We start from the raw sequence: 24646 nt of genomic DNA, 5'->3' as shown, positions 1-24646 counted from the left end.
GTCCGTCCGGCTATCGAAGGCGTACCCCTTTGCTCGCGATTCTTGCTGCGCACTTCGCCGTCGCAGCGGTCGCGCCGTGGCTCGTCCACCTGCTGCGCCGCCGGGCGTTCCTCGTGCTCGCCGTCGTCCCGCTGGTCTCGTTCGTGTGGCTGCTCACCCGGGCCGACGTGGTGCACGACGGCCGGCCGCCGACCGAGACCTACGGCTGGGTCCCGACCCTCGGGATCGACATCGCGCTGCGGATGGACACCCTCGCCTGGGTGCTCGCCCTGGTCGTGACCGGCGTCGGCGCGCTCGTGCTCGCCTACTGCGCCTGGTACTTCGACGACGACCACCCCGGCCTCGCCCTGTTCACCGGCACGTTCACCGCGTTCGCGGGGTCGATGCTCGGCCTGGTCCTGTGCGACGACCTGCTGGTCCTCTACGTCTTCTGGGAACTGACGACGGTCTTCTCGTTCCTGCTGATCGGGACCGACCCCACCAAACGCGCCGGCCGGCAGGCCGCGATGCAGGCGCTGATGGTGACGACGTTCGGCGGCCTGGCGATGTTCGTCGGCATGCTGCTGCTCGGCCGGGAGGCCGGCACCTTCCGGATCAGTGAGATCCTCGCCGCCCCGCCGTCGGGGACGCCGACGACTGTCGCGGTGGTCCTGCTCCTCGTCGGAGCGCTGAGCAAGTCCGCGCTGGTCCCGTTCCACTTCTGGCTCCCGGGCGCGATGGCCGCCCCGACCCCGGTCAGCGCGTACCTGCACGCCGCCTCGATGGTGAAGGCCGGCGTCTTCCTGGTCGCGCTCCTGGCCCCGGCCTTCGCCGGGACGCCGGGCTGGCACGAGACGGTGCTGATCCTCGGCGTCGGGACGATGATCCTGGGCGGCTGGCGGGCCCTGCGGCAGCAGGACGCGAAGCTCCTGCTCGCCTACGGGACCGTGAGCCAGCTCGGCTTCCTCATCGTCGTGTTCGGCGTCGGGACGCGGGCGAGCGCCCTCGCCGGCCTCGGCCTCCTGGTCGCGCACGCGCTGTTCAAAGCGACGCTGTTCCTCGTCGTCGGCATCGTCGACCACCAGGCGAAGACCCGCGACATCCGCGTGCTGTCGGGCGTCGGCCGTACCGCCCCGGCGCTGTTCGTCGTCGCGCTGATCGGCGGGGTCTCGATGGCCGGCCTGCCGCCGCTGCTCGGCTTCGTCGGCAAGGAGAGCGTGTTCGCCTCGCTCCTGGACGTCGCCCGCGACGGCGACCGCGCCGACCTGAGCTCGACCGCCGGCTGGCTGGTGGTGCTCGGCGTGATCGTCGGCTCCGCGCTCACCGTCGCGTACACCGCCCGGTTCCTGTGGGGCGTGTTCGCGACCAAGCCCGACGTGGAGCCGACGAACTTCCCCGCGGTGCCCCTCGGCTTCCTCGGCGCCCCGCTGGTGCTCAGCACCCTGACGGTCGCGCTCGGGTTCGCGGGGCACCCGCTGACGACCGCGTTCGAGCCCCACGCCGAACAGTTCCCCGCGGGCGTGCACCACGCGGAGCTCGCGCTCTGGCACGGGTTCGAGCTGCCGTTGGCGTTCTCGGCGATCACCGCCGGCGTCGGTCTGGTGCTGTTCGCGTTCCGCCGCCCGATGGCGCGCTTCCAGCACCGGGTGCGATTCCGCTGGACCGCGGACGGCGCCTACCGCTTCGGGATGCGCACCGTCGACCGGTGGGCGGTCGAGGTCACCAGTGCCGTGCAGCGCGGTTCGGTCGCTGAGTACCTCGTCGTGATCCTGCTCGTGGTGCTGCTCCTGCCCGGCATCGCGGTGACGATCGCGCTCGACGACGCCGTCGACGTCGAGCTGTGGGACACGCCCGCGCAGGCGCTGGTCGGCCTGGTCACCTGTCTCGCCGCCTTCGCCGCGGCGCGGTCCCGGCGCCGCCTGCGCGCGGTGATGCTCGTCGGCGTCACGGGCTACGGGACGGCCCTGCTGTTCGTGCTCCACGGCGCCCCGGATCTGGCGCTCACTCAGGTTCTGGTCGAGACGTCGAGCCTGGTCGTCTTCGTGCTCGTCCTGCGGCGGCTGCCCCCGTACTTCACCGACCGCCCGCTGTCCCCGCGCCGCTACCTGCGCATGGTGCTCGGCGTCCTCGTCGGCGCGACCGTCGCGGTCGTCATGTTCGTGACCACCGGCGCCCGGACCGCCGAGCCGGTCTCGGCGACGTACCCGACCGAGGCCGTCGAGTTCGGCGGTGGCTACAACATCGTCAACGTCATCCTCGTCGACATTCGCGCCTGGGACACGATCGGCGAGATCTCCGTGCTGGTCGCCGCCGCGACCGGCGTCGCGAGCCTGTTGTTCCTCAACACCCGGCGCTCCGGGATCCGCCGCATGGTCGACGCCGACACCGAAGTCGTCGACCGCGTCCGGGACGCGACCGGCAAGCACATCTGGCTGCCGGGGCCGCGGACGCTGCCCCCGGACCGGCGCTCGATCCTGTTCGAGGTCGTCGCGCGCCTGCTGTTCCCGATCGTCGTCGTCTTCTCGATCTACCTGCTGTTCGCCGGCCACAACTTCCCCGGCGGCGGCTTCGCCGCAGGCATGGTCACCGGCCTCGCGCTGATGGTGCGTTACCTCGCGGGCGGCCGGTACGAGCTCGACGAGGCCGCCCCGATCGACGCCGGTGTGCTCATGGGCCTGGGCCTGTCGGTCGCCGCCGCGTCCGCCCTCGCCCCGCTGGCGTTCGACGGCGCGATCCTGCAGAGCGCGATCGTCGACCTGCACATCCCCGTGGTCGGCGACATCCACTTCGTCACGTCGACGTTCTTCGACATCGGCGTCTATTTGGTGGTCGTCGGCCTCATCCTCGACCTGCTGCGCACGCTCGGAGCTCGCATCGACACCCAGATCCTCGCCGAGGAACAGGAGGCGGCCCTGCGATGAGCGGCAACCTCACGCTGATCCTCACCGCGTCGTTCCTCATCGGCTGCGGCGTGTACCTGATCCTCGAACGCAGCCTGACGCGGGTGCTCGTCGGCCTCCTCGTGATGGGCAACGGCGTCAACATGCTGTTCCTCGTCGCGGGCGGCCGCGCCGGGTCGGCACCGATCGCCAACGAGTACCCACCGGCGGAGATGTCCGACCCCGTCCCCCAGGCCCTCGTGCTCACCGCGATCGTCATCGCCCTCGCCACGACCGCGTTCCTGCTCGCGATGGCGCACCGCAGCTGGCAGCTCTACGGCAACGACGACGTCCAGGACGACGTCGAGGACGCCGCGATCCGCCGCCTCGCCGCGGCGGACGAGGCGTCCGACAGCCACGACCTGATGTCGCAGGGCGTCGACCTCCCCGAGGACGACCTCGAACGGCTGCGCGAGGAGGAGACGGCGTGAACGTTCTCGTCCCCCTGCCGGTCCTGCTGCCGCTGTTCGGCGCCGGCGCCGCGCTCGCGCTCTCCCGGCACCCGAAGATGCAGCGGGCGATCACGGTCGCCGTGCTGTCCGCGATCGTCGTCCTCGCCGCCGCCCTGATGGTCCGCGCCGACCAGCAGGGCCCGCAGGTCGCGTGGATCGGCGCGTGGACGCCCCCGCTCGGCATCAACCTCGTCGCGGACCGGCTCTCCGCGCTGATGCTGCTCGTCTCGGCGGTCGTGACCCTCGCCGTCCTCCTGTACTCGATCGGACAGGGCCTGACCGACGACGACTCCGAGGCCCCGGTCTCGATCTACCACCCGACGTTCCTGGTCCTCGTCGCCGGCGTCTCGAACGCCTTCCTCGCCGGCGACCTGTTCAACCTGTTCGTCAGCTTCGAGATGCTGCTGTTCGCGAGCTACGTGCTGCTCACGCTCGGCGGCACGGCGACGCGCATCCGCGCCGGGACGATCTACGTCGTCGTGAACATGCTGTCCTCGACGCTGTTCCTGATCTCGATCGCGGCCGTGTACGCGGCGACCGGGAGCCTGAACTTCGCGCAGCTCGCCGGACGCCTCGACGACCTGCCCGACGGCGTGAGCCTGACGCTGCAGCTGCTGCTGCTCACGACGTTCGCGATCAAGGCGGCGGTGTTCCCGCTCTCGCTGTGGCTGCCCGACAGCTACCCGACGGCACCAGCCCCGGTCACCGCGGTCTTCGCCGGGTTGCTGACCAAGGTCGGTGTCTACGCGATCCTGCGGACGCAGACGCTGCTGTTCCCCGACAGTCCGCTCTCGGACCTGCTGATGTGGGCCGCGCTGGTGACGATGGTCGTCGGCATCCTCGGCGCGATCGCGCAGTCGGACATCAAGCGAATGCTGTCCTTCACGCTGGTCAGCCACATCGGCTACATGATCTTCGGCATCGGCCTGGCGACCGAGGCCGGCATCTCCGGCGCGATCTTCTACGTCGCGCACCACATCACGATCCAGACCGCGTTGTTCCTCGTCGTCGGTCTCATCGAACGAAGAGCCGGCAGCACGGCCCTGCTCCGTCTCGGTGGGCTGGCGCGGCTCGCGCCGCTGCTGGGAATCCTGTTCTTCGTGCCCGCGATGAACCTCGCCGGGATCCCGCCGATGTCCGGGTTCCTCGGCAAGGTCGGTCTGCTGCAGGCCGGCCTGGAGGTCGGCGGCTGGCTCGCGATCACCCTCGTGATCGGCGGGACGGCGACGAGCCTGCTGACGCTCTACGCCATCGCGAAGACCTGGTCGGCCGCGTTCTGGCGGACGCCGGAACAGGCGCACGACATCGCGCAGTCGCTCGCCGCCCCCGACCCCGAGCAGGACTCCGGCGACTCCGGCGCCCGGATCGTCCGGCACCGCGGACACGTCCACGTCGGCGCGACGGCGTTCGGTGACCGGGAGATCGCGGCCGCGCGGCGCGTGGTCGACGACGAGTCCTCGGACCGTGACCTGCACCAGCTGCTCCGGGACGGCGACCTGCCCTCCCGGCTGCCGGCGGCGATGGTCGGGCCCGCCGCGGCGCTGGTCGGCGTGAGCCTGATCTTCACGTTCCTCGCGGGTCCGTTGTTCCGGTACACCGACCGCGCGGCCGAGGACCTGATGCTCCGCTCGCCCTATCTCGAGGCGGCGCTGAACCCGGACGACACCCGCGGCGACCCCGACTCCGGCGCCCGCGGGATCGGGGGTGACGGATGACGCCCACGTCGGTGGTCCGCTTCCGGTCACGCTTCGGCTTGTTGCAGTGGCCGATGCTGCTCTGGCTGACCGCGGTCTGGATGCTGCTGTGGGGCCAGCTCTCGCTGCTCACCGCACTGGGTGGGCTCGCCGTCGCGGTCGTCGCGTCGATCGTCTTCCCGCTGCCGCCGGTGCGGCTGAACCTGCGGGTCCGTCCGCTCGCGCTGGTCCGGCTCGTGACGAAGTTCTTCACCGACGTCGTCGTCTCGAGCATCCAGGTCGCGCGGGTGGTGCTGCGTCCGCGGCAACGACCGCTGCGCAACGCGATCGTCGAGGTGAACCTCAAGACCCCGTCGGAGTTCGTGCTCACCGTCGTCGCGGAGATGACCTGCCTGATCCCGGGCAGCCTCGTCGTCGAGGCCCGCCGCTCGACGCACACCCTGTTCCTCCACGTGCTCGACGTCGGGGACGCCGAGGGCGCCGAACGGTTCCGACAGAGCGTGCTCGCCCAGGAGGACCGCGTCGTGCGTGCGCTCGGCGCGGAGATCGCGCACCTCGACGACCTGCCCGACGACCCGGCCGACCACCCCGCCGGAGGGAAGCGATGACCGCCGTCCTGTCCGTGTGCCTCGCGATGCTCGCCGTCGCCGCGGTGTGCGTGCTCGCGCGCATCGTGCGGGGGCCGACCGTCCTCGACCGTGCGGTCGCACTCGACATGCTCGTCGCCGTCGGCATCTGCGCCCTCGCGATCGAGGCCGCCTGGAACCGGCACTCGCACACGCTGCCGATCCTGCTCGTCCTGACGCTGCTGGGTTTCGTCGGTTCGGTCAGCGTCGCCCGCTTCACCCGCGGCAGTGACGACATCGAGGTGGAGCGGTCATGAGCGCGGCCGACATCGCGGACGTCATCGCCGCCACCTGCCTGCTGAGCGGAGCGGCGCTCGCGCTGATCGCCTCGATCGGCGTCCTGCGCCTGCCCGACCTGCTCAGCCGGATGCACGCCGCCACCAAGCCCCAGGTGCTGGGTTTGACCCTCGTGCTGATCGGGCTGGGATTCCGGCTCCGGGAACCGGGCGCGATCGGCGTCCTGATCCTGATCGGGTTCTGCCAGATGATGACGTCCCCGATCGGCAACCACATGGTCGGCCGTGCCTCCGTCCGCGCCGGTCAGGTCCGGGAGGACCTGCTGGTGGTCAACGACCTCCGCGCGGTCCTCCCCGACCCCGGCCCGGATCCGGACCGGCCCGTCTAGCGGTTCTGCAGCGCGTCCGTCAGCAGCGAGACCAGCGCCTCGAGCTGGACGTCGACGGAGGACGAGACCTCCTCGTCGGAGCCGTCGAGGGCGCGGGCGGCGAGGCCGGCCTTGCTGTCGATCAGCTCCGCGATGCGGGCGTCGAGAGTCTGCGCGGCGATGATGCGCCACGCGGTGACGGGCTCGGTCTGGCCGATGCGGTGGCAGCGGTCGATCGCCTGCGTCTGCTCCGCGTCGGTCCACGACAGCTCGGCGAGGACGATGTTCGACGCGACCTGCAGGTTGATGCCGACACCGGCCGCGGTCAGCGAGCAGACCGCGACCGAGACCTCGGGGTCGTTGGTGAACGCGTCGACCTGCTTCTGCCGTGCCGCGGAGGTCTGGTCGCCGCGGATCGAGGAGAACCGGATGCCGGCCTTGGTGAAGGTCTCCTCGGCGGCGTCCATGACGTCGATGTGCTTGGCGAAGAACACGACCTTGCCGGCGCTGCGGGCCAGCTGGGCGGCGTAGTCGGCAGCGAGCACGGCCTTGGACTGGCCGATCTTGCGCATCAGGCCGAACACGTTGCCCTCGGTCTTGCTGTTCGTCGCCTCCTTGCGCTCACGCGTGGCGATGAGGCGGACGAGGTCGTGGTCGATGCCGTCGGCGATGTGACCGCTCGTGCGCGCCTCGAGGGCGGCCTCGTACCGCGAGACCATCCGCTTCGCAAGGCGCTGCTCGGCCTGCCGGATCGACTTGCCCAGCTTGTCCTCGAGCTCGACGGGCAGGTCGGCGATGCGACGGGCCGGGATGTCGGCGGCGACGTCCACCTTGCGGCGCCGGACGATGCCCATGTCGATGACGCAGCGCCGGGCCGCGGGGTAGAACTCGCGGTCGATCGGCGTCAGGCCGGTCTCCTCGAGACGGGCCATCAGCTCGCTGCGCGGCTTCTTCGCGTCGATCCAGCCGAGGAACTCCCAGATCGCCTGGAAGTCCTCGATGTCGTTGATCAGCGGCGTACCCGTGAGCGCCATGAGCAGCGGGCGGACCGACCGGTTGCGGATCCGCTCGGCCAGCTCCAGGACGTGCTGGGAGCGCTGCGAGGTCTTGTTCTTGATGAAGTGCGCCTCGTCGACGACCATCCCGCGGAAGCCGAAGTCGCCGATCCAGCCGACGTGCCGGTCGAGCACCTCGTAGTTGACGATGACGACGTCGGCGAAGCCGTCGATCGTGTCGCCGTTGCCGTGGATCACGGTGGGCTTGCGGTTGGCCGTCCAGATGCCGACCTCACGGGCCCAGTTCGTCTTGACGACGTTCGGGACGACGCACAGCAGCGGGTAGGCGTTTGCCGCCTCGGCGGCCAGCAGGGCCTGGGCGGTCTTGCCGAGACCGGGCTCGTCGGCGAGCAGGAACGTCCGGTGGCCGGCGGCGGCCGCCGCGATGACCCGGGACTGGTGCGGCATCAGCTCGCGACCGGACAGGACGCGCAGGTCGCCCGGCTCGGGCAGCGGCATGCAGGCGGAGTCGCCGCCGGTAGCCTCCTCGAACGAGCGGAAGAGCGGCTCGAGCAGCTCCCAGGTCGCGAGGTGGCGGGTCCGCGGAGCGGCCGGCTGTGCCGCGGCCGCGGAGAAGTCGGGGGCGAGGAACGGGTTGGCCAGCTGCCGCTGCATCACCGACTGGGGCACGACCCGCTTCTCGGCGGCCGGCGTGGTGGGAGTCGGAGCGGGGCGGGTCTCCTCCTCCGGCGGGGCCTCGAGCCCGGCGTCGGTGAGCATCGCGCGCACCATCGCCCGGGTGTCGGAGGAGACGACCGCGTCGTCGGCCAACAGGGCGAGCAGCGAGGGCTCGCGGACCGAGGTCTGGGCGAGGATCATCGCGATCCCGTCCAGGCGCTTGAGCATCTCGGCCTTCTGGGCCTCCCCGGCGGAGCTGTCGCTCTTGACGCGCGCCCGCTCCTGGCGGACCAGCAGGGCCACGCTCTGGAACTTGGTGCGCACGGAGGGCGAGATCGACCCGCGGTTCACCGACGCCTCGACGGCCCGTACGGCACGGGCCAGCACCGGGATGATGCCCTCGTCCGAGCGTGCTTTCGGCCGGCGGTCCGGCCGCGGGACGGGACGACGAGCACCCGACGGTGCCTGCCGAGGTCGAGCCACGCGCTCCTCCTTGGCCCGGGTCGCTCCCGAGCACGATGCGCCAGCCGGCTCCCGGGCGATTTCGGTCCAGGACCGACCCGCTCCCCAACTGGTGGAACTTCGGGCGAGTTCCGCGGCCCATATCGGCGCGCCCGGATCGTCAAGCCCGACGGCCCTGGTGGGGGCCGTGTGCCCCCAGTATGGCGTATGGGGGCCGAAATGCGCGCTGCGACCTGCGTTACGCGCGTCGGCCGACCTGTTGAAGGTGCCGAATCGTGATCCCGAACGAGCTGACCAGCGGTTCTTCCGCGTAGGGAAGTCCGAGGTCGGAGCAGTGCGCGCGGACCAGCGGCTGGGCCGCACGCAGGTTCGGCCGCGGCATGCCCGGGAACAGGTGGTGCTCGATCTGGTAGTTCAGGCCACCCAGGAACCAGTCGGTGGCCGGTCCGCCCTGGACGTTCCGCGTGGTGAGGACCTGTTTGCGCAGGAAGTCCCAGCGTGCGCCCGGCGGCGGCATGACCATGCCCTTGTGCCCCGGGGCGAAGGCGCAGCCCAGGTGCAGCCCGACCAGAGCCTGGTGGACCAGGAGGAAGACCACCGCCTTGCCCGGCCCCATCGCCCACAGCAGCAGCCCGAGATAGGCGGCGACGTGCGCGGTCAGCATCGCGAGTTCCCGCGCACTGCGGGCCACCCGGGCGCTGCCGATGTGCAGATTCAGCGCCTCCAGCATCAGCAGCGGGAAGAACAGTCGGCCCTGGTGCCGGCCGAGCCAGGTCATCACCGGGGAGCGGCCCATGGCCTGGTCGGTCGTCCAGCACAGGGCGCCCGTGCCCACGTCGGGGTCCCGACCGACCTGGTTCGGGTTGGCGTGGTGGCGGGAGTGTTTGTCGATCCACCAGCGGGCGCTCAGACCCAGCAGGACGTCGCCCACCAGGTACCCGGCGACCTTGTTGACCCGCGAGGTCCGCGCCACCTGGCGGTGGCCGACGTCGTGAGCCACGAAGATCATCCGGACCGTGAAGATCGCCAGCGGCAGCGCCAGGAACAGTTGCCACCAGGTGTTCCCGACGACCTGGATGGTCGCCCAGACGCCGGCGAGGGCCAGCAGGTCGCACGCGATCATCACCACGTAGCGGCGGCGGCGCAGCCGGAGCAGGCCGCTGGTGCGGACCTGGTCCAGCAGGGGGGCGAAGTCGCTCGCGGAGCGCGCGGGCGGGTCGAGCAGAACATCGCTCAAGAGAGCACCGGGTTCCGTCGGCGTACAGCGACCGTGTGCCGCCAGGTCCGGACGTGGGCTGCCCGATCTCTCACGGTAGCCGGATCCCGCGCGACCCGCCCGGGGCCGAAGGTCCCCGATCCTGGTCAGCGGTGTTCGGGGTTGGGGAAGTCGAAGCGGCAGCCGGCGTCCCAGGCCGAGCGCTGGTTCCCGTGCGCGGGGATGCCGCCGGCGTCCTTGATCATCCGCGCGAGGTGGAGCAGGTTCCAGGTCGCGAAGGTCGTGTTCCGGTTCGTGAAGTCGTTCTCCGGGCCGCCCGACCCGGGGTCGAGGTAGGACGGGCCCGGGCCCGCCTCGCCGATCCACCCGGCGTCGGCCTGGGGCGGAATGACGTACCCGAGGTGCTGGAGCGAGTAGAGGACGTTCATCGCGCAGTGCTTGATCCCGTCCTCGTTCCCGGTGACCAGGCAGCCGCCGACCCGCCCGTAGTAGGCGTACTGCCCGGCCTCGTTGAGCTGCCCGGAGTTGCCGTAGAGCCGCTCGATGACACGGGTGCAGACCGAGGACTTCTCCCCCAGCCAGATCGGGGTGGCGAGGACGAGGATGTCCGCGGCCATCACCTGCTCGAACAGGGCGGGCCACTCATCGGTGGCCCACCCGTGTTCGGTCATGTCCGGCCAGACGCCGGGAGCGATGTCGTGGTCGACCGCTCGAATCTGGGAGACCGTCACGCCCTGGCGGCGGAGGATCTCCGCCGCGAGATCGATCAGTCCCCGGGTGTGGGACATCTCGGGCGAGCGCTTCAGCGTGCAGTTCACGAACAGCGCGCGCAGGTCACTGAAGTCCCACCGGTCCTGCCGGCAGAGCTCCTCCTGCTGCGGTGTCAGGTCGACCACGACAGATCCTCCGGGTTCAGGGCCGAGCTTCGAGGATGAGGTTGAACGGGGTCTCCGTCGCCCGGCGGACGCGCGTGAAGCCGGCGGCGTGCAGGACCTCGGTGAGGCGGGCCTCCCCGGCCTGGGCGCCGAGCGCGGCGCGCGGTGGAGCGGTGAGGGAGTGCGGGACACAGATGACGGTCGACGCCGTGTAGAACAGCCGGCCGATCGGGTGCTGGTTGTCGGACAGGTCGTCACCGGCCATGGGTTCGACGAGCAGGAACGTACCGTCCGGGGCGAGGGACTCCCGAATGTGCGTCGCGGCGCCGACGGGGTCGGGCATGTCGTGCAGGGCGTCGAAGATCGCGACCAGGTCGTAGTTCTCGCCGGGGAAATCGGCGGCCGCGGCCAGGACGAACTCGACGTCGACACCCGCCTCGGCGGCGAGCGCACGCGCCCGTTCGACCGACGGGCCGTGGTAGTCGAAGCCGGTGACCTTCGAGTTCGGGTACGACTGCCCGAGCAGGATCGTCGAGGCGCCGTGCCCGCAACCGACGTCGGCCACCTTGGCGCCGGCCCGCAGCTTCTCGTCGACGCCGTCGAGGGCCGGGATCCACGAGGACACGAGGTTCAGAACATAACCGGGGCGGAAGAACCGCTCGGTCCCCTCGAACAGGCCCGCGTCGTGCTGGTGCCAGCCGAAACCCTCGTCGTGGGCGATCGCGTCGGCGATCGTGTCGATGTTCTTCGTCACCGCGATCGGCAGCGCGAACGCGGAGGCGATCTGCATCCCGCCCGGGTCGGCGAGTGCGAAGTGCTGCTCCGGGGTGAGGGAGAACTTCTCCGTGACGGCGTCGTAGGTGATGTAGCCGCCGGCGGCCTGACCGCGCAGCCACTCCAGGGCGTAGCGCTCGCCGACCTTCGCACGCTTCGCGACGTCGGCGGCGGTGGCGGGCATGGTGTCGGCGAGCGCCGCGTACAGGCCGAGGCGGTCGCCGACAACGGCGCTGATGGCGTGGAAGCTTCCGCCGAGGTCGGTCACGAAGCTGCCGAGCAGGTCGTGGAGCTTGGTCTCGTCGATGTGCATCTCCGGCCTCCGATCCGGTGTGGTTCGTCTGGCGGTGCACGAGCGGGACGACTCTCCTCCGGGGAGACGGTCGACCACAAGGAGGCGGCCCATTACCAGGTTCTGACGGCCCGTTTCCAGTCGCGATCGACGGGGCGTCAGATGCCCCGTCGTGGGTAACGTGACGCGCATGCGCGTATTGGTCACCGGCGGGGCCGGGTTCATCGGGTCCCACGTCGTCGAGGCGTTGCTGGCCGCCGGGCACGAGGTGCGCGTGCTCGACGCGCTGCTGCCGGCGGTCCACTCCACGTCGCCGACGCTGCCCGTCGAGGCCGAGGTGCTCGCCGGGGACGTCCGCGATGCCGAGGCGGTCGAGCAGGCACTCGACAACATCGAGGCCGTCTGCCACCAGGCGGCGATGGTCGGACTCGGTGTCGACTTCGACGACGCCCCCGACTACGTCGCGAGCAACGACTGGGGAACCGCGGTCCTGCTCGCCGGCATGGCGCGGATGGGGATCCGGCGCCTGGTGCTCGCGAGCTCGATGGTCGTCTACGGCGAGGGCCGCTACGAGTGCCCGAACGACGGCGTCGTCGCCCCGGGCCCGCGGACGCCGAGCGCGCTGCGCGACGGGCGGTTCGAGCCCCCGTGCCCGCGCTGCGGCGCCGACCTGGAGTCCGGACTGGTCGACGAGACCGCGGCACCCGACCCGCGCAACGTCTACGCCGCGACCAAGCTCGCACAGGAACACCTCGCGGCCGCGTTCGCCCGCGCGACGGGGGCGCGCGTCGCCGCACTGCGGTACCACAACGTCTACGGGCCCCGGATGCCGCGCAACACCCCGTACGCCGGCGTGGCCAGCCTGTTCCGGTCCAGCCTCGCCGCCGGCCAGCCACCCAAGGTGTTCGAGGACGGCGCGCAGCGGCGCGACTTCGTCCACGTCCGCGACGTCGCGGCCGCCAACCTCGCCGTGCTCGACGCCGTGTCCGGCCCGGGGCCGGTCGAGGCCGGAGCGCTCCGTGCCTACAACGTCGGGAGCGGGACGGTCCGGACCGTCGGCGAACTCGCGCTCGCCCTGTCCCGAGCGTGCGGCGGTCCCGAGCCGATCGTCACCGGCGGCTTCCGCCTCGGCGACGTCCGGCACATCACCGCCTCCTCGCTCCGCCTGCGCACCGAGCTCGACTGGTCGCCCCGCGAGGACTTCGACGCCGGCATGGCCGAGTTCGCCGCGGCGGCGATGCGGGTCTGAGGCTCAGGCTCAGGCGAGCGCGGGCAGCGAGACCTCGAACCGACAGCCGCTGCCGGTGTTCGCAACGGTGATCTCGCCGGCGTGAGCCTCGACGATGCCGCGCACGATCGCGAGGCCGAGGCCGGCACCGCCGTCCGCCCCGGGGGTTCGGGCGTTGTTGCCCCGCCACGCGACGTCGAAGACGCGCGGCAGGTCCTCCTCCGGGATGCCGCCGCACCCGTCCGTGACCGCGATCGTCGCGCGGCCGTCGCGCTCGACGAGACTGATCTCGACGGCGCCATCGGCCGGGGTGTGCCGGATCGCGTTGACGACGAGGTTGCTCATCAGCCGCGACAGCTCGCGGCTGTCGGCGCGGACGGCGACGTCGGTCAGGGCGTGGCCGCGCAGGGCGATGCCGCGCTCCCGGGCCAGGGCGTCGGCGCCCGCCAGGGTGTCGCTGACGAGATCGGAGAGCGAGATCTTCTCCAGCGAGAGCTTGAGCGCGCCGGCCTGGATCACGGAGAGCTCGAAGAGGTCGTCGACCAGGCCGGCGAGGCGGTCGACGTCCATGCGGATCTGCTTGCGGTAGCGGTCCGGATCCTCGGCGACGCCGTCCTCGAGCGCCTCGGCCATCGCCCGGATCCCGGCCAGCGGCGAACGCAGGTCGTGCGAGACCCACGCGACCAGCTCGCGTCGCGCGGTCTCGAGCGCCTGCTCGCGGGCCCGGGACTCGGCGAGCCGGGTACGGGCGGCGTCGAGCTCCCGACTGAGCGCGGCGAGCTCGGCGCTGGCGGGGGCGCGGTGCGGCGTCTCGGCGGACAGGTCGAGGGTGGCGATGTCGCCGATGGCGCGGGTCTGCTCGGTCAGAGCCCGGCTGCTCTCGGCGAGGTTGTGCGCGAGCAGACCCGAGACGCCGGCCATGAGCACCGCGACGACGACGCTGACGAGCAGCAGGACCTCGAAGTCGTGGTCGGAGAGGAACATGGCGTGAGCGGTGCCGATGGTCGCGGCGATCACGGCGGCGACCGTCGTCAGACAGAGGGCGAGCAGGGACGCACGGACCGATCGGCCCCGGAGCGCACGGAGCAGTCCCGCGCCCGCGATCGCCACCGCACCCGACCACCCGAGCGCGATCAGGACGATCTCGACGCGGTCACTCACGCCGGTGCGCCCTCCGACGGTGCCGGCACCGGCGGGTCCAACCGGTAGCCGACGCCCCACACCGTGACGAGCAGCGTCGGGTTCGCCGGGTCGGGCTCGATCTTCTCCCGCAGCCGCCGGACGTGGACGGTGACGGTCGACTGGTCGCCGAACTCCCACCCCCACACGGTCTTCATGAGTTCCTCGCGGGTGAACGCCTGGCCCGGGTGGGCGAGCAGGTGCGCCAGCAGGTCGAACTCACGGGTCGTCAGGGCGAGCGGTTCGCCGTGCAGCGTGACGCGGTGCGCGGTCACGTCCATCCGGATCGGCCCCGCCGTCAGCACGGCCGGCGCGTCCGGATGAACCGGCGGGGGGCCGGCGACGCGGCGCAGCACCGACTGCACACGCAGCGTCAACTCGCGCGGGCTGAAGGGCTTCGTCACGTAGTCGTCGGCGCCGACCTCCAGACCGACCACGCGGTCGTTCTCCGAACCCAGCGCCGTCAGCATGATCACCGGAACCGCGCCGGTCGTCCGGAGCCGCCGGCAGACCTCGAGGCCGTCGATGCCGGGCAGCATCAGGTCGAGGACGACGAGATCGGGCCACGCACGTGCAGCGGCGTCCAGTGCGGCCTGTCCGTCGGGGGCGTGCTCGACCTCGTAACCGGCGTTCTTGAGGTAGGTGACGACCACTTCCGCCACCGTCACGTCGTCCTCGACGACCAGCACGCGACTGCCCACACGCGGAGTCTAGGGAGATCCGGCCCGCGCGGGACCGTCGCTTTCGTGCCGTCAGAACTCTGTAAGCCCCGTTCCGCCTGTGAGCCAGGACTCAGAACCGGCACCCACTTTCACCAAGCCCGCCGGGCGCGACCTGCGAATGGAGGCCATACGGACAACGCCCCCGAGAGGAAATCATGCGCACCCACGTTCTCACCCGCTCCGCGACAGCACTCGCCATCGCCGGCACCCTGGTCCTCGGTCTCGCCGCGTGCGGTGAGGACGACAAGGCCGAACCCACCGCGGCGACCGCAGCGACCGCCGGCGAGCCGGTGGCCGCTCTGACCAACCTCACCGGCAAGATGACCGAGGTCGTCGTCGACCCCGGCTTCCTCGAGGGCCTGACCTCGCTCAAGCTCACCCCCGGCGTGGTCGGCACGGCCAAGCTCAAGGACGGCACGCTGTCCTTCCCGATCACCGGCGGCTCGGCGACGTACTACACGCCCGGCTCCCGCACCCCGTACGTCGAGAGCGCGATCGCCCACGACGGCAGCGGCATCAGCCTCACCGACGGCAAGACGAAGGTGGAGCTCACCAACTTCCTCGTCGACGCCGGCACCTCGATGCTCACCGGCGACGTGTCCGCGAACGGCAAGTCGGTCGTGAAGGGCGCGCCGCTGTTCTTCCTGGACGGTCGCACCCTGGAGCCGCTGCAGGTCAACGAGGCCAAGAACCAGGCGGTCCTCTACGGGACGACGGTCAGCCTGACCGCCGCCGCTGCGGACCTGCTCAACGCCACCTACAAGACCGACGCCCTGACCGAGTTCTTCAAGGTCGGCATCGCGCGCATCACGCTCAAGCTGGCCTGATCCGCCGGGGCCGCCACCGGCGGCCGACCGGCTCTTCCTGAGCGATCCGGACGGGAACGACCGCACTGCCGGTCGTTCCCGTCCTCTCTTGTGGGCAGGACTTACTCATGCATCCGACGTCAGAACTCCGTAACCGCTGCGAGGTACCCCCGCAGACCCCGCCGCCCTACGGTTTCACCGTGACCTCGGCCCACCTTCCGTCGGACTCGGTGCTTCCGGTCGTCGACGTGGTTCTGCCCTGTCTGGACGAGGCGGCGGCGCTGCCGTGGGTCCTCGAGCGCATGCCGCCCTGGGCGCGCGCGATCGTGGTCGACAACGGCTCCACCGACGACTCCGCCGCGGTGGCGGCGGCGCTCGGGGCCCTCGTCGTCTCCGAACCCCGCCGCGGCTTCGGTGCCGCGGCCCACGCGGGTCTGCTCGCGGCCACCGCCGACGTGGTGTGCTTCTGCGACTGCGACGCCTCCATGGATCCCGGCCAGCTCGAGCGCGTGACCGCCCCGGTCCTCGCCGGGACGGCCGATCTCGTGCTGGGTCGACGCCGGCCCGCGCGCGGATCATGGCCGGTGCACGCGCGGCTCGCCAACCGCGCCCTGGCAGTTCTGATGACCCGCCACTCGGGCGTCCGCCTGCACGACCTGGGGCCGATGCGGGCGGCACGGCGGACGGAACTGGTCGACCTCGACCTGCGTGACCGCCGCTTCGGCTACCCCCTGGAGATGGTGCTGACGGCGGCCCGGGCCGACTGGCGGATCGAGGAGCGCGACATCGACTACCGGCCCCGCATCGGCAAGTCCAAGGTGACCGGAACCCTCCGCGGCACGGTGCGGACCGTCCGGGACATGCGGGCGGTGCTCGCGACGTGACGAACCTGCTCGTGGTGGCCAAGTCGCCGGTGCCGGGCCGGGTCAAGACGCGACTGTGCCCCCCGTTCACCCCCGCCGAGGCCGCCGCGCTGGCCGAGGCTGCCCTCCGCGACACCCTCGACCTGGTCGTCGCCGCGCCGGCGACCCGGCGGGTGCTCGCCCTCGAAGGCGAACCGGGTCCGTGGCTGCCCGCCGGGATCGAGGTCCGCCCGCAACGCGGCGCGGGTCTGGACGAGCGGATCGCGAACGCCCTCGCCGACCTGACCGGGCCGACACTGCTCGTCGGCATGGACACCCCGCAGCTGACGATGCGTCACCTGACGGTGGACTTCGCCAACCACGACGCCTGGTTCGGCCCGGCGGCCGACGGCGGCTTCTGGGGCCTGGGCCTGCGCGGCCCCGACCCCGCTCTCGTGCTGGGCGTCCCGATGTCCCGGGACGACACCGGTGCGGTGCAACTGGCCCGGCTCCGGTCGGCCGGTCTGCGGGTCGGCCTGCTGCCGGTTCTTCGCGACGTGGACACCGCTGCCGACGCCGGCGCGGTCGCCGCGGAGTGCGCGGCCACGGGCGCCGGTCGCCGGTTCGCGACCGCGTACGACGCGCTGTCCGCCGCCCTGACCGTGCCGGCAGGTGCCCGTGTCGGTTGAGGCGCTGCCGGTCGCGGACGATCGGACCTGGGGCCCTGCCGTGCTCACGCGTTACCACGACGCCCTGAGCCGCGGACTGCCGCTGCGGATCAGCGACGAGACCGGTGCGACGCTGTCCTTCGACGTCGGCCGGTGGCTGCGGTCCTCCGACGCCGACGACGAGACCGTGCTGGCCCGTTGCACGGGTCCCACCCTCGACATCGGCTGCGGTCCCGGCCGGTTGGTCCGCGCACTGCTCGTCCGCGGCGTGCCGGCGCTCGGGGTCGACGTGTCCGAGGCCGCGGTCGGCATCGCCCGCCGCAACGGTGCGTCCGCGCTACGTCGCTCCGTGTTCGACGAACTCCCTGGTGAGGGCCGCTGGACGTCAGCGTTGCTCGTCGACGGCAACATCGGCATCGGCGGCAATGCCCCCCGACTGCTGTCGCGCGTCCGCGATCTGCTCGCTCCGGGCGGACATGTCCTCGTCGAGGTCGAGTCCGGTTCCGCCTACGTCCACTTCACCGCGATCGTGCGCGGGCCCGACGGCGAGGCGGTCGGTTCGTTCCCCTGGATCCGGATCGGAGCGGTCCCCCTGACCGCCCTGGCCGAGCCCCTCGGCTTCACCCTCACCGAGACCTGGTCCTCCGACCACCGGCACTTCGTCGGGCTGCGGCGATGGTGACCTCGCTGCGTTCGCGCGTGGCCGCTGCGAACACCTGGGTCGCCGACCGTCCACCGCCGGGCCCGTTCCGGGCGGGGTTCTGGCGCAGCCCGATCCGCGGTCCCTGGCTGACCTCGGTCCTCGGCGCCGTGCTGCTGGTCGGTCTCCCGGTGATGTTCGCGACCGGGCTGCTCTCCTACCTCGCCTACAACCCCTGGCTGCCCGGAAACGACGGACGGCACGCCTCCGGCGTCCTGACGTTCGTGCCCTTCCACTGGCCGGCCTCGCCCGCGTGGGGCTATCGCGTGACCCAGGGCCTGCACGTCACGCTCGGTGTCGTGCTGGTGCCGGTGATCCTGGCCAAGTTGTGGTCGGTGATCCCGAAGCTGTTCGTCTGGCCGCCCGTCGCGTCACCGGCGCAGGCGCTGGAGCGCCTGTCGTTGTTCCTGCTCGTCGGTGGCGCGATGCTCACCTTCGCGACGGGGCTGCTGAACATCCAGTACTGGTACCGCTTCCCCGGGTCCTTCTACGTCCTGCACTTCTACGCCGCCTGGGTCTTCGTCGTCTCCGCCGCCGCCCACGTCGCGCTGAAGATCCCGACGATGCGCGCGGCGCTGCGCGAGCGCCGGGTGCGCGACGAACTACGGACGCCGCTGGCGGGGACGACGCCCGAGCCGTACACCCCGAACGGTCTGGTCAGCGCCCGCCCGGCCGCGCCCACCATCTCCCGCCGGGGAGCACTCGGCCTCGTCGGGGCCGGCTCCCTCACAGCGTTCGTCATGGTCGCACCGCAGACCGTGGGCGGTCCGGTGAGCCGACTCGGGCTCCTGTCCCCCCGCGGCGGCTACGACCCCGGCGGTGGACCCAACGACTTCGGAGTGAACACCACCGCGGGCGAGGCCCGCATCACGCCGGCCCTGGTCGGCGGGCTGTGGCGGCTGGAGATCGCCGGCGGCCCGAGCCCGATCGTGCTCAGCCGCGCGGACCTGGCCGCCATGGAGCAGCACGAGGCGACCCTCGCGATCGCCTGCGTCGAAGGCTGGTCCAGCGGCAACCAGCGCTGGCGCGGGGTCCGACTCCGGGACCTGGCCACGCTCTCGGGAGTGGCCGACCCCGCCTCGGTCCACGTCGAGTCGCTGCAGGACGGCGGAGCCTTCGGCCGTGGACGCCTGGCCGGCAACCAGATCGCGGCCGGCGACAGCCTGCTCGCGCTGCAGGTGAACGACGCCGACCTGTCGCTGGACCACGGCTTCCCGGCGCGGATCATCGTCCCCAACAACCCGGGCGTGCGGAACACCAAGTGGGTCAAGCGCCTGACCTTCGAGACGTGACCGCCGTGCGCAGGTTCTACGGCGAGCACCCCGCCCACGCGCTGGTGCTCATGCTGTCGTTCGTCCCGGCGGCGCTCGCGCTGCGCGAGTTGCTGAACGAACGGACGCTCGACGTCGCGGGGTGGTTCGCCGCCGGCGCGGTCCTCCACGACGGCCTGCTGCTGCCGGTGTACGTGCTGCTCGACGTCGCCCTCGTGACGTTGTGGCGCCGGCGGCCCGGACGCGTCGCGTGGCTCAACTTCGTCCGCATCCCGCTCGCGGTCTCCGGCATCCTGCTGCTGATGTTCTCACCGCTGATTCTCCGTCAGGCCGAGAGCTACGAGTACAAGACCGGCCGCCCGATCGACGAGTTCGTCGGCCGGTGGCTGCTGGTCACCGCGATCCTCGCCGCGATCTCGGCGCTCTGGTACGCCGTGCGGGTGGCGTTCGTTCGACGGGCCGCCTCGACGTGACGGTTCGTCAGCGCGCCGCCGTGGCCGTTCTCGCGTTCGTGGGCTCGGTGGTCGCGGAGGTCGGCGCGCTACGCGTCGGTGCCCCGAACGCGGACTCGGTCGAGCGGATGCTCACCTGGTACGCCTCGGCCGCCGTCCTGTTCGTCGCCGGGGCCTGGGCGGTGCGGGGGCTGCCGCTGCGCGCGTCGCTGAGCGCGGCCCTGGCCGGCGGGGCGCTGCTGCAGGTCGTCGCGGTCGGGTACTCACCGACGACGACCGACGACTTCTGGCGCTACCTGTGGGACGGCAAGGTCCAGGCGGCCGGGATCGACCCGTACCGGTACACCCCGCTCGACCCGGCGCTCGCCCACCTCCGCGACGACGAGTTGTTCCCACCCGATCCGCGAACACCCGAGCAGGCGGCCGCCGCCGTCGCGTCCGGTCGGACCGATGCGTGCACCACCCGCGGCGTCCCGCACGACTGCACGTGGATCAACCGGCCGCACGTCCGCACGATCTACCCGCCGGTGGCCGAGGGCAGTTTCCTGCTGCTGCACGTCGCATCACCCGAGGAGCACCGGGTGCGGGCGTTGCAGGTCGCGCTCGGCGCACTCGCCGTGGCGGTGACCGCCGCGCTGGCCTGGGCTCGGCAGCGGGCGGGGCGCGACCCGCGCGCGGCGGTGTGGTGGGCGTGGTGCCCGGTCGTGTGGCTGGAGTGCGCGAACAACGCCCACATCGACGTGCTCGGGGTCCTGCTGCTGGTCGGCGCGCTCGGGCTGCTGGCCGGGCGGCGCCTGGTCGCGGGCGGGGCCCTGTTCGGGGCGGCGGTCGCGGTGAAACTCGTGCCGGTGCTGCTGGTGCCGGCGCTGCTGGTGCGGCGGGGGCATCGGGTGCTCGCCGCGGCCGCGGGGGTGTTCCTCGTCGGGTACGTCCCGCACGTGGCGGCCGTGGGCACGGACGTGCTCGGGTACCTGCCGGGCTATCTGGAGGAGGAAGGGTACTCCGGCGCGCAACGGTTCGGGACGGTCCGACTGCTGACGCCGGACGCGGCGGCGCCGGCCGTCGCGGTCGCGCTCGGCGTCGCGGTGGCGGTGTGGGTGTGGCGTCGGGCCCGGGAGGTCCCGTCGGCGGCGGACGCCCTTCTGCTGGCTGGCGTCGCGTTCGTTCTCGTCGGGCCGAGCCAGCCCTGGTACGGGTTGCTGATCGTCGCGCTGGCCGCCCTGGCGAACCGGCCGGCGTGGCTCGCGGTGGCGGCCGCGGCGTATCCCGTCTACCAGGCGGGCAACCTGGGCGTGGACAACACCGCCATGCAGCAGTGGTGCTACCTGACGGCGGCCGCGGTCGTTGCGGTCGGCGAGGCCGTCAGACGCCGGCGGGGGTCCGCTTTGACGGAGCCGCCGCCCAGCTCGGCTCCTCCGCGGGCGCCGGCTTCGCGTCCGGCGCGGGGGTGAAGACCAGGCGCGTCATCTTGAGGTGTCGGTCCGGCGAGCCGTCGGGGCAGTCGGGGTGGTGGTGCACGATCCACACCGGGCGCGTCCGGAGCTGCTCGGCGTTGGCGTTGAGGAAACGCTCCAGCTCGGCGCGGCCGGCACTGGAGGGGCGGGCCCACCCGATGTAGGTGGCCGCGTACGACGCGATGGACGTGACCCGGCTGAGCGGCTTGACGTCAACCTCCAGGTCGGGGACGTCCGCGATCTGGTTCGCGATGTCGGTCGCGCAGGCGCTGTCGCACCCGGTCCCGCTGGCGTACGCCACAAGCACACCTGCGCTCACGACGGCCTCCTCCCACGAACGCCCTCGCGGGCGGCTGGGAGGCGACTACCCACCGGAACGAGCTCTCACACGAAAGGGTGAGCAAGATTGCAGTCAACGCTCCGACGGACCGCCGAACGGTCACTGTTCGCGCCGGACGGTCACGCCAGACGGGGCGGGAAACCCCCGGTCGCGGCCGGTCCCCAGCGCGTGGGCGTGATCCGGAGCAGGGATTTGTTCTGCGCGACCATCGCCTGCCGGTACTCGTCCCAGTCCGGGTGCTCGCCGGAGATGCAGCGGAAGTACTCGACGAACGGCTCGACGTCCTCGGTCACGTCGATGACCTCGGCGGTCCCGTCGACCTGCACCCAGGCCCCGTTCCACTCGTCCGAGAGCACCACGACGCTCACCTGCGGCCGCTCCCGCGCATTGCGCGTCTTCGCCCGCTCCGGGTACGTCGCGATCACGATCCGGCCGCCGGTGTCGACGCCCCCGGTCACCGGCGACGCCTGAGTCGTCCCGTCCTGGCGCGTGGTCAGCAGGATCATCCGGTGCCGGGGCCGTACGAACTCCAGCAGCTGGTCCCGGTCGAGCTTCGTGTTCGTCGCGATCGTCCGTGCCATGCCCCCGACTCTGCCTCAACCGAGGCGAACCAGCGACTGCAGGTACTCCTGGGGCAGGACGAGAGTGCCGTCGTGGGCCTCGTTGCGGCGGCGCCAGACGTCGAGGACGGCGGCGCGGAGGTCGGCGAAGCGGTCGCCGAGCATGCGGGCGGCCACGACCATCATCGGGAAGTTCGTCAGAAAGTAGTCGGCGAAGTCCTCGGGCGAGCCCCACTCGACGGTGGCGGTGAGCTCGGTGAACTCGACGTCGGTGGCGCTGGGGAACATCGCGCGGACGTGGTCGCGGGTGCCCCACAGCACGGGCGGGGAGGCGAAGGGCGGGGGCGGAGGCAGGAACGAGGCCGAGGTCGCGAAGACCTCGCCGACCGTGCCCTCCGGCGTCCAGCAGCAGATCGCGATCAGTCCGCCGGGGCGGGTCACGCGCGCCATCTCGGCGGCCACGACGTCGTGGCGGGGCGCGAACATGTGACCGAAGGTCGAGAACACGACGTCGAACGAGTCGTCGTCGAACGGCAAGGCCTCGGCGTCACCCTCGACCCAGGTGATCTCGACCCCGGCGTCGGCGGCCTTCTTGCGGCCCGCGTCGAGCAGGGCGGGGACGAGGTCGAGGCCCGTGACCGTCGCGCCGGCGCGGGCGGCGGGAAGCGCCGCGTTCCCCGCGCCGCAGGCGACGTCGAGGACCGCCGCCCCGGCGACACCTGCGCGGCCTCCACCACCCGCACCCCGACGTGCTCGATGTGCCGGGAGAGTTCGGCGTAGTTCCCGGCGGCCCAGGCTTCCTTCGCCATGGCCTTGACCTGCTCCAGCGACGGACTGTTCACGGCTCACCTCCACAGCGGGCCGGCGCACCACCGGGCGCCGGCGGTTCCGCGGCCAGTATCGAGCCGCGAGGTGCCCGGGAACCCTTACGAGTCCGTGACGCCGCGTCAGCCCGGATGGGTCAGCCGCCGAGGACCTCGCCCGCCCGCCGGACCAGCGCGAACTTCTGCACCTTGCCGGTCGGGGTGGTGGGGAGCTCCGCACCGTCGAGAAGCAGGACGTGCTTGGGGACCTTGAACCGGGCGAGCTTGTCCCGGCACAGGGCGAGGACGGCGTCGGGGTCCACGGTCGCGCCGGGCTCGGGAACGATCCACAGGCACCCGACCTCGCCCCAGCGCTCGTCGGGGACGCCGACGGCGTAGGCCTGACTGACCCCCGGCATGGCGGACACGAGCTCCTCGATCTCCTTGGGCATCACGAGTTCGCCACCGCTCTTGTAGAGCTCCTTGCTGCGGCCCGTCAGCTGCAGGTAGCCGTCCTCGCGGACGAGGCCGAGGTCGCCCGAATGGACCCAGCCGTCCCGGATGGCGAGCGCGGTCTCCTCGGGTTTGTCCCAGAACCCGTGCATGTGCGTCGGGCCGCGGGAGACGAGTTCACCCTCGGCCCCGGCGGGGAGCGGCTCCCCGGTGAGCGGGTCGACGGTGCGGTACTCGCACAGCGCCCCGCCGACGGGGTCGGACGGGTCCAGTCCCGCGACGCCGGCGAGCTTCGGGCGGCCGACGGTGGTCGAGTGCTGCTCGAGCGGATCCTCCGGCACGGACAGCGTCATGGCGCCGCCGGTCTCGGTCATGCCGTAGCCGGTGACGATCTCGGAGATGCCGAGCTCGCTGCGGACCTTCTCCCACAGCCACACCGGGGCCGGGGCCGCACCGGAGAGGATCGCGAACACGGAGGACAGGTCGCGGGTCCTCCGGTCCTCGTGCTCGACCAGCGCGACGGTCATCGTGGGGACGCAGAGGATGTCGGTCGCGCGGTGCCGCTCGATGCCGGCGAAGTAGTCGGCGGGCGTGAACGTCAGACGGGGCACGATCGCGCCACCGACCATCATCGAGGCGATCAGACCTTCGACGTAGCCGAACATGTGGTAGCACGGCAGCGAGAACAGCACGCGGCGGCCGTCCTCGAAAGCGCGGGTGAGCGCCGAGGCGTAACCCGTTCGCTGGACGGCGTCGTGACTGACCATCACACCCTTGGGCGAGCCGGTCGTCCCAGATGTGTAGAGGATGTCGCCGACGTCGGAGGGGTCGACCTCGTGCGTCGCCGCGCCAGGGTGCGCGTCCCCCAGTTCGCCGAGACTGCCGACGGTGTGGACCCCGGCCCGCTCGCGTCCGTCGGTCGACAGGACGACGACGGCGCGCAGGTCCGGCAGCGCCTCGGTGGGACCGTCTTCCCAACCGGGCGCGATCTGGTCGAGCATCGCGAGGTAGTCGAGGTCGCCGAAGCCCGTCATCGTCACGAGCACGTTGCACCGCGACTGCCGCAGCACGTACGCGAGCTCGTCGACGCGGTAGAGGAAGTTGAACGGGATCGCCACGGCGCCGGCCCGCGCGATCGCGAACTTGCACGGGACGAACTCGAGGTGGTTCGCCATCAGCATCCCGACCCGGTCGCCGGGGCGGACACCCAGCGCGGCGAGCCCGTCGGCGAGGCGGCGGGACTCGGCCGCCGCGCCGGTGTAGCTCAGCGTCCGGTCGTCGGTGAGGACGAGGGGGCGGTCACCGAACTCGGCGGCGCAGGAGTCGAGGAAGGCGTCCAGGGTCCGCGGTTCCCAGACCGGGAAGCGGGCCGCGAGCGCCGAACGTCGTTGATCTGGGCTCGTCGGGAACATCTCCCCACTCTGCCAACCAAACCCCCCTTGCGTCAGCGGGACCGTGCGCAATAGCGCCCGATCCCGCTGACGTTACGGGGGTCAGGCGGTGCGGGCGGTCGTGGTGGTGGTGTTCGTGCCGGCGTAGGCGGCGAAGATCTCGTCCTCGCTGAACTGGTCGGAGCGACCGG

At 71.8% G+C, this 24646-nt stretch carries 24 protein-coding genes; 14 read left to right on the top strand and 10 right to left on the bottom strand.

Translation table 11 applies throughout. The features are described from left to right. Positions 1 to 29: 29 nt before the first annotated feature. Genes ABD401_RS03220 through mnhG form a run of 6 tightly spaced genes read left to right on the top strand, consistent with a single transcriptional unit; the run spans position 30 to position 6315 of the window. Complete coding sequence (locus tag ABD401_RS03220; RefSeq protein ID WP_344601532.1) at positions 30 to 2900, top strand: Na+/H+ antiporter subunit A; 2871 nt, start codon at positions 30 to 32, stop codon at positions 2898 to 2900. Then, positions 2897 to 3349, top strand: coding sequence for a Na(+)/H(+) antiporter subunit C (locus tag ABD401_RS03215; RefSeq protein WP_344601530.1), 453 nt, complete (start codon positions 2897 to 2899; stop codon positions 3347 to 3349). Before ABD401_RS03220 ends, ABD401_RS03215 begins: the two co-directional genes overlap by 4 nt. Next, the gene (locus ABD401_RS03210) at positions 3346 to 5085 is read left to right on the top strand and encodes a Na+/H+ antiporter subunit D (protein ID WP_344601527.1); all 1740 of its coding nucleotides are present in this window, start codon (positions 3346 to 3348) and stop codon (positions 5083 to 5085) included. Before ABD401_RS03215 ends, ABD401_RS03210 begins: the two co-directional genes overlap by 4 nt. After that, positions 5082 to 5672: a Na+/H+ antiporter subunit E gene (locus ABD401_RS03205; RefSeq protein WP_344601525.1), complete on the top strand. Its 591-nt coding sequence runs from the start codon at positions 5082 to 5084 to the stop codon at positions 5670 to 5672. The genes ABD401_RS03210 and ABD401_RS03205 overlap by 4 nt, the downstream gene beginning before the upstream one ends. Beyond that, positions 5669 to 5947 (top strand): MrpF/PhaF family protein, encoded by a 279-nt coding sequence (locus ABD401_RS03200; RefSeq protein WP_344601523.1) that lies wholly within the window; start codon positions 5669 to 5671, stop codon positions 5945 to 5947. Before ABD401_RS03205 ends, ABD401_RS03200 begins: the two co-directional genes overlap by 4 nt. Further along, a complete protein-coding gene (gene mnhG / locus ABD401_RS03195; protein ID WP_344601521.1) occupies positions 5944 to 6315 on the top strand; it encodes a monovalent cation/H(+) antiporter subunit G in 372 nt (123 codons plus the stop codon). The genes ABD401_RS03200 and mnhG overlap by 4 nt, the downstream gene beginning before the upstream one ends. Here mnhG and ABD401_RS03190 read toward each other — a convergent pair. From ABD401_RS03190 to ABD401_RS03175, 4 genes are all read right to left on the bottom strand, one after another. Continuing rightward, on the bottom strand, positions 6312 to 8450 hold the full coding sequence (locus ABD401_RS03190) for a DEAD/DEAH box helicase (RefSeq protein ID WP_344601518.1): 2139 nt from the start codon (positions 8448 to 8450) through the stop codon (positions 6312 to 6314). The two genes, mnhG and ABD401_RS03190, sit on opposite strands and share 4 nt — an antisense overlap. 217 nt (positions 8451 to 8667) lie before the next feature. Continuing rightward, positions 8668 to 9666: a fatty acid desaturase family protein gene (locus tag ABD401_RS03185; RefSeq protein ID WP_344601516.1), complete on the bottom strand. Its 999-nt coding sequence runs from the start codon at positions 9664 to 9666 to the stop codon at positions 8668 to 8670. 125 nt (positions 9667 to 9791) lie between these two features. Further along, the gene (locus ABD401_RS03180) at positions 9792 to 10541 is read right to left on the bottom strand and encodes a flavodoxin family protein (protein ID WP_344601514.1); all 750 of its coding nucleotides are present in this window, start codon (positions 10539 to 10541) and stop codon (positions 9792 to 9794) included. A gap of 16 nt (positions 10542 to 10557) precedes the next feature. Further along, on the bottom strand, positions 10558 to 11607 hold the full coding sequence (locus ABD401_RS03175) for a class I SAM-dependent methyltransferase (protein ID WP_344601512.1): 1050 nt from the start codon (positions 11605 to 11607) through the stop codon (positions 10558 to 10560). Positions 11608 to 11776: 169 nt separating this feature from the next. Here ABD401_RS03175 and ABD401_RS03170 point away from each other — a divergent pair, with 169 nt between their 5' ends. Beyond that, a complete protein-coding gene (locus tag ABD401_RS03170; protein WP_344601510.1) occupies positions 11777 to 12835 on the top strand; it encodes an NAD-dependent epimerase/dehydratase family protein in 1059 nt (352 codons plus the stop codon). Between the two features lie 9 nt (positions 12836 to 12844). Here the strand turns inward: ABD401_RS03170 and ABD401_RS03165 are convergent, their stop codons facing one another. Beyond that, positions 12845 to 13975, bottom strand: coding sequence for a sensor histidine kinase (locus ABD401_RS03165; protein WP_344601508.1), 1131 nt, complete (start codon positions 13973 to 13975; stop codon positions 12845 to 12847). Next, positions 13972 to 14694: a response regulator transcription factor gene (locus tag ABD401_RS03160; RefSeq protein WP_344601506.1), complete on the bottom strand. Its 723-nt coding sequence runs from the start codon at positions 14692 to 14694 to the stop codon at positions 13972 to 13974. Before ABD401_RS03160 ends, ABD401_RS03165 begins: the two co-directional genes overlap by 4 nt. A gap of 176 nt (positions 14695 to 14870) precedes the next feature. On the opposite strand from ABD401_RS03160, the gene ABD401_RS03155 reads away from it, so the two are divergent. From ABD401_RS03155 to ABD401_RS03125, 7 genes are all read left to right on the top strand, one after another. After that, positions 14871 to 15542, top strand: coding sequence for a hypothetical protein (locus ABD401_RS03155; protein ID WP_344601505.1), 672 nt, complete (start codon positions 14871 to 14873; stop codon positions 15540 to 15542). A 179-nt stretch (positions 15543 to 15721) separates the two neighbouring features. Continuing rightward, positions 15722 to 16405: a glycosyltransferase gene (locus ABD401_RS03150; protein ID WP_344601504.1), complete on the top strand. Its 684-nt coding sequence runs from the start codon at positions 15722 to 15724 to the stop codon at positions 16403 to 16405. Beyond that, positions 16402 to 17052, top strand: a complete 651-nt coding sequence (locus ABD401_RS03145) for a TIGR04282 family arsenosugar biosynthesis glycosyltransferase (RefSeq protein WP_344601502.1) — start codon at positions 16402 to 16404, stop codon at positions 17050 to 17052. The genes ABD401_RS03150 and ABD401_RS03145 overlap by 4 nt, the downstream gene beginning before the upstream one ends. After that, positions 17036 to 17713 carry a class I SAM-dependent methyltransferase gene (locus ABD401_RS03140; protein WP_344601500.1) on the top strand — a complete coding sequence of 226 codons (678 nt, stop codon included), beginning with the start codon at positions 17036 to 17038 and terminating at the stop codon, positions 17711 to 17713. Before ABD401_RS03145 ends, ABD401_RS03140 begins: the two co-directional genes overlap by 17 nt. Next, positions 17707 to 19023, top strand: coding sequence for a molybdopterin-dependent oxidoreductase (locus ABD401_RS03135; RefSeq protein WP_425566052.1), 1317 nt, complete (start codon positions 17707 to 17709; stop codon positions 19021 to 19023). The genes ABD401_RS03140 and ABD401_RS03135 overlap by 7 nt, the downstream gene beginning before the upstream one ends. Continuing rightward, positions 19020 to 19475 carry a hypothetical protein gene (locus ABD401_RS03130; protein ID WP_344601496.1) on the top strand — a complete coding sequence of 152 codons (456 nt, stop codon included), beginning with the start codon at positions 19020 to 19022 and terminating at the stop codon, positions 19473 to 19475. The genes ABD401_RS03135 and ABD401_RS03130 overlap by 4 nt, the downstream gene beginning before the upstream one ends. Continuing rightward, complete coding sequence (locus ABD401_RS03125) at positions 19472 to 20905, top strand: glycosyltransferase family 87 protein (protein WP_344601494.1); 1434 nt, start codon at positions 19472 to 19474, stop codon at positions 20903 to 20905. Before ABD401_RS03130 ends, ABD401_RS03125 begins: the two co-directional genes overlap by 4 nt. On the opposite strand, the gene ABD401_RS03120 is transcribed toward ABD401_RS03125, so the two are convergent. The 4 genes from ABD401_RS03120 to ABD401_RS03105 all read right to left on the bottom strand — a co-directional run bounded on the left by ABD401_RS03120 (position 20817) and on the right by ABD401_RS03105 (position 24476). Then, entirely contained in the window at positions 20817 to 21227 is a 411-nt protein-coding gene (locus ABD401_RS03120) for a hypothetical protein (protein WP_344601492.1), read from the bottom strand. The genes ABD401_RS03125 and ABD401_RS03120 overlap by 89 nt on opposite strands. A gap of 140 nt (positions 21228 to 21367) precedes the next feature. Beyond that, entirely contained in the window at positions 21368 to 21829 is a 462-nt protein-coding gene (locus ABD401_RS03115) for a PPOX class F420-dependent oxidoreductase (RefSeq protein ID WP_344601491.1), read from the bottom strand. Between the two features lie 15 nt (positions 21830 to 21844). Next, positions 21845 to 22657, bottom strand: coding sequence for a class I SAM-dependent methyltransferase (locus tag ABD401_RS03110; protein ID WP_344601490.1), 813 nt, complete (start codon positions 22655 to 22657; stop codon positions 21845 to 21847). A 112-nt stretch (positions 22658 to 22769) separates the two neighbouring features. Continuing rightward, entirely contained in the window at positions 22770 to 24476 is a 1707-nt protein-coding gene (locus tag ABD401_RS03105) for a class I adenylate-forming enzyme family protein (RefSeq protein WP_344601488.1), read from the bottom strand. Between the last annotated feature and the right edge of the window lie 170 nt (positions 24477 to 24646).

It is taken from the genome of Sporichthya brevicatena, assembly GCF_039525035.1.
Taxonomy (GTDB): Bacteria; Actinomycetota; Actinomycetes; order Sporichthyales; family Sporichthyaceae; genus Sporichthya; species Sporichthya brevicatena.
Note: the sequence above shows the minus strand (reverse complement) of the source record. Positions and strands in the feature narration are given on the sequence as shown.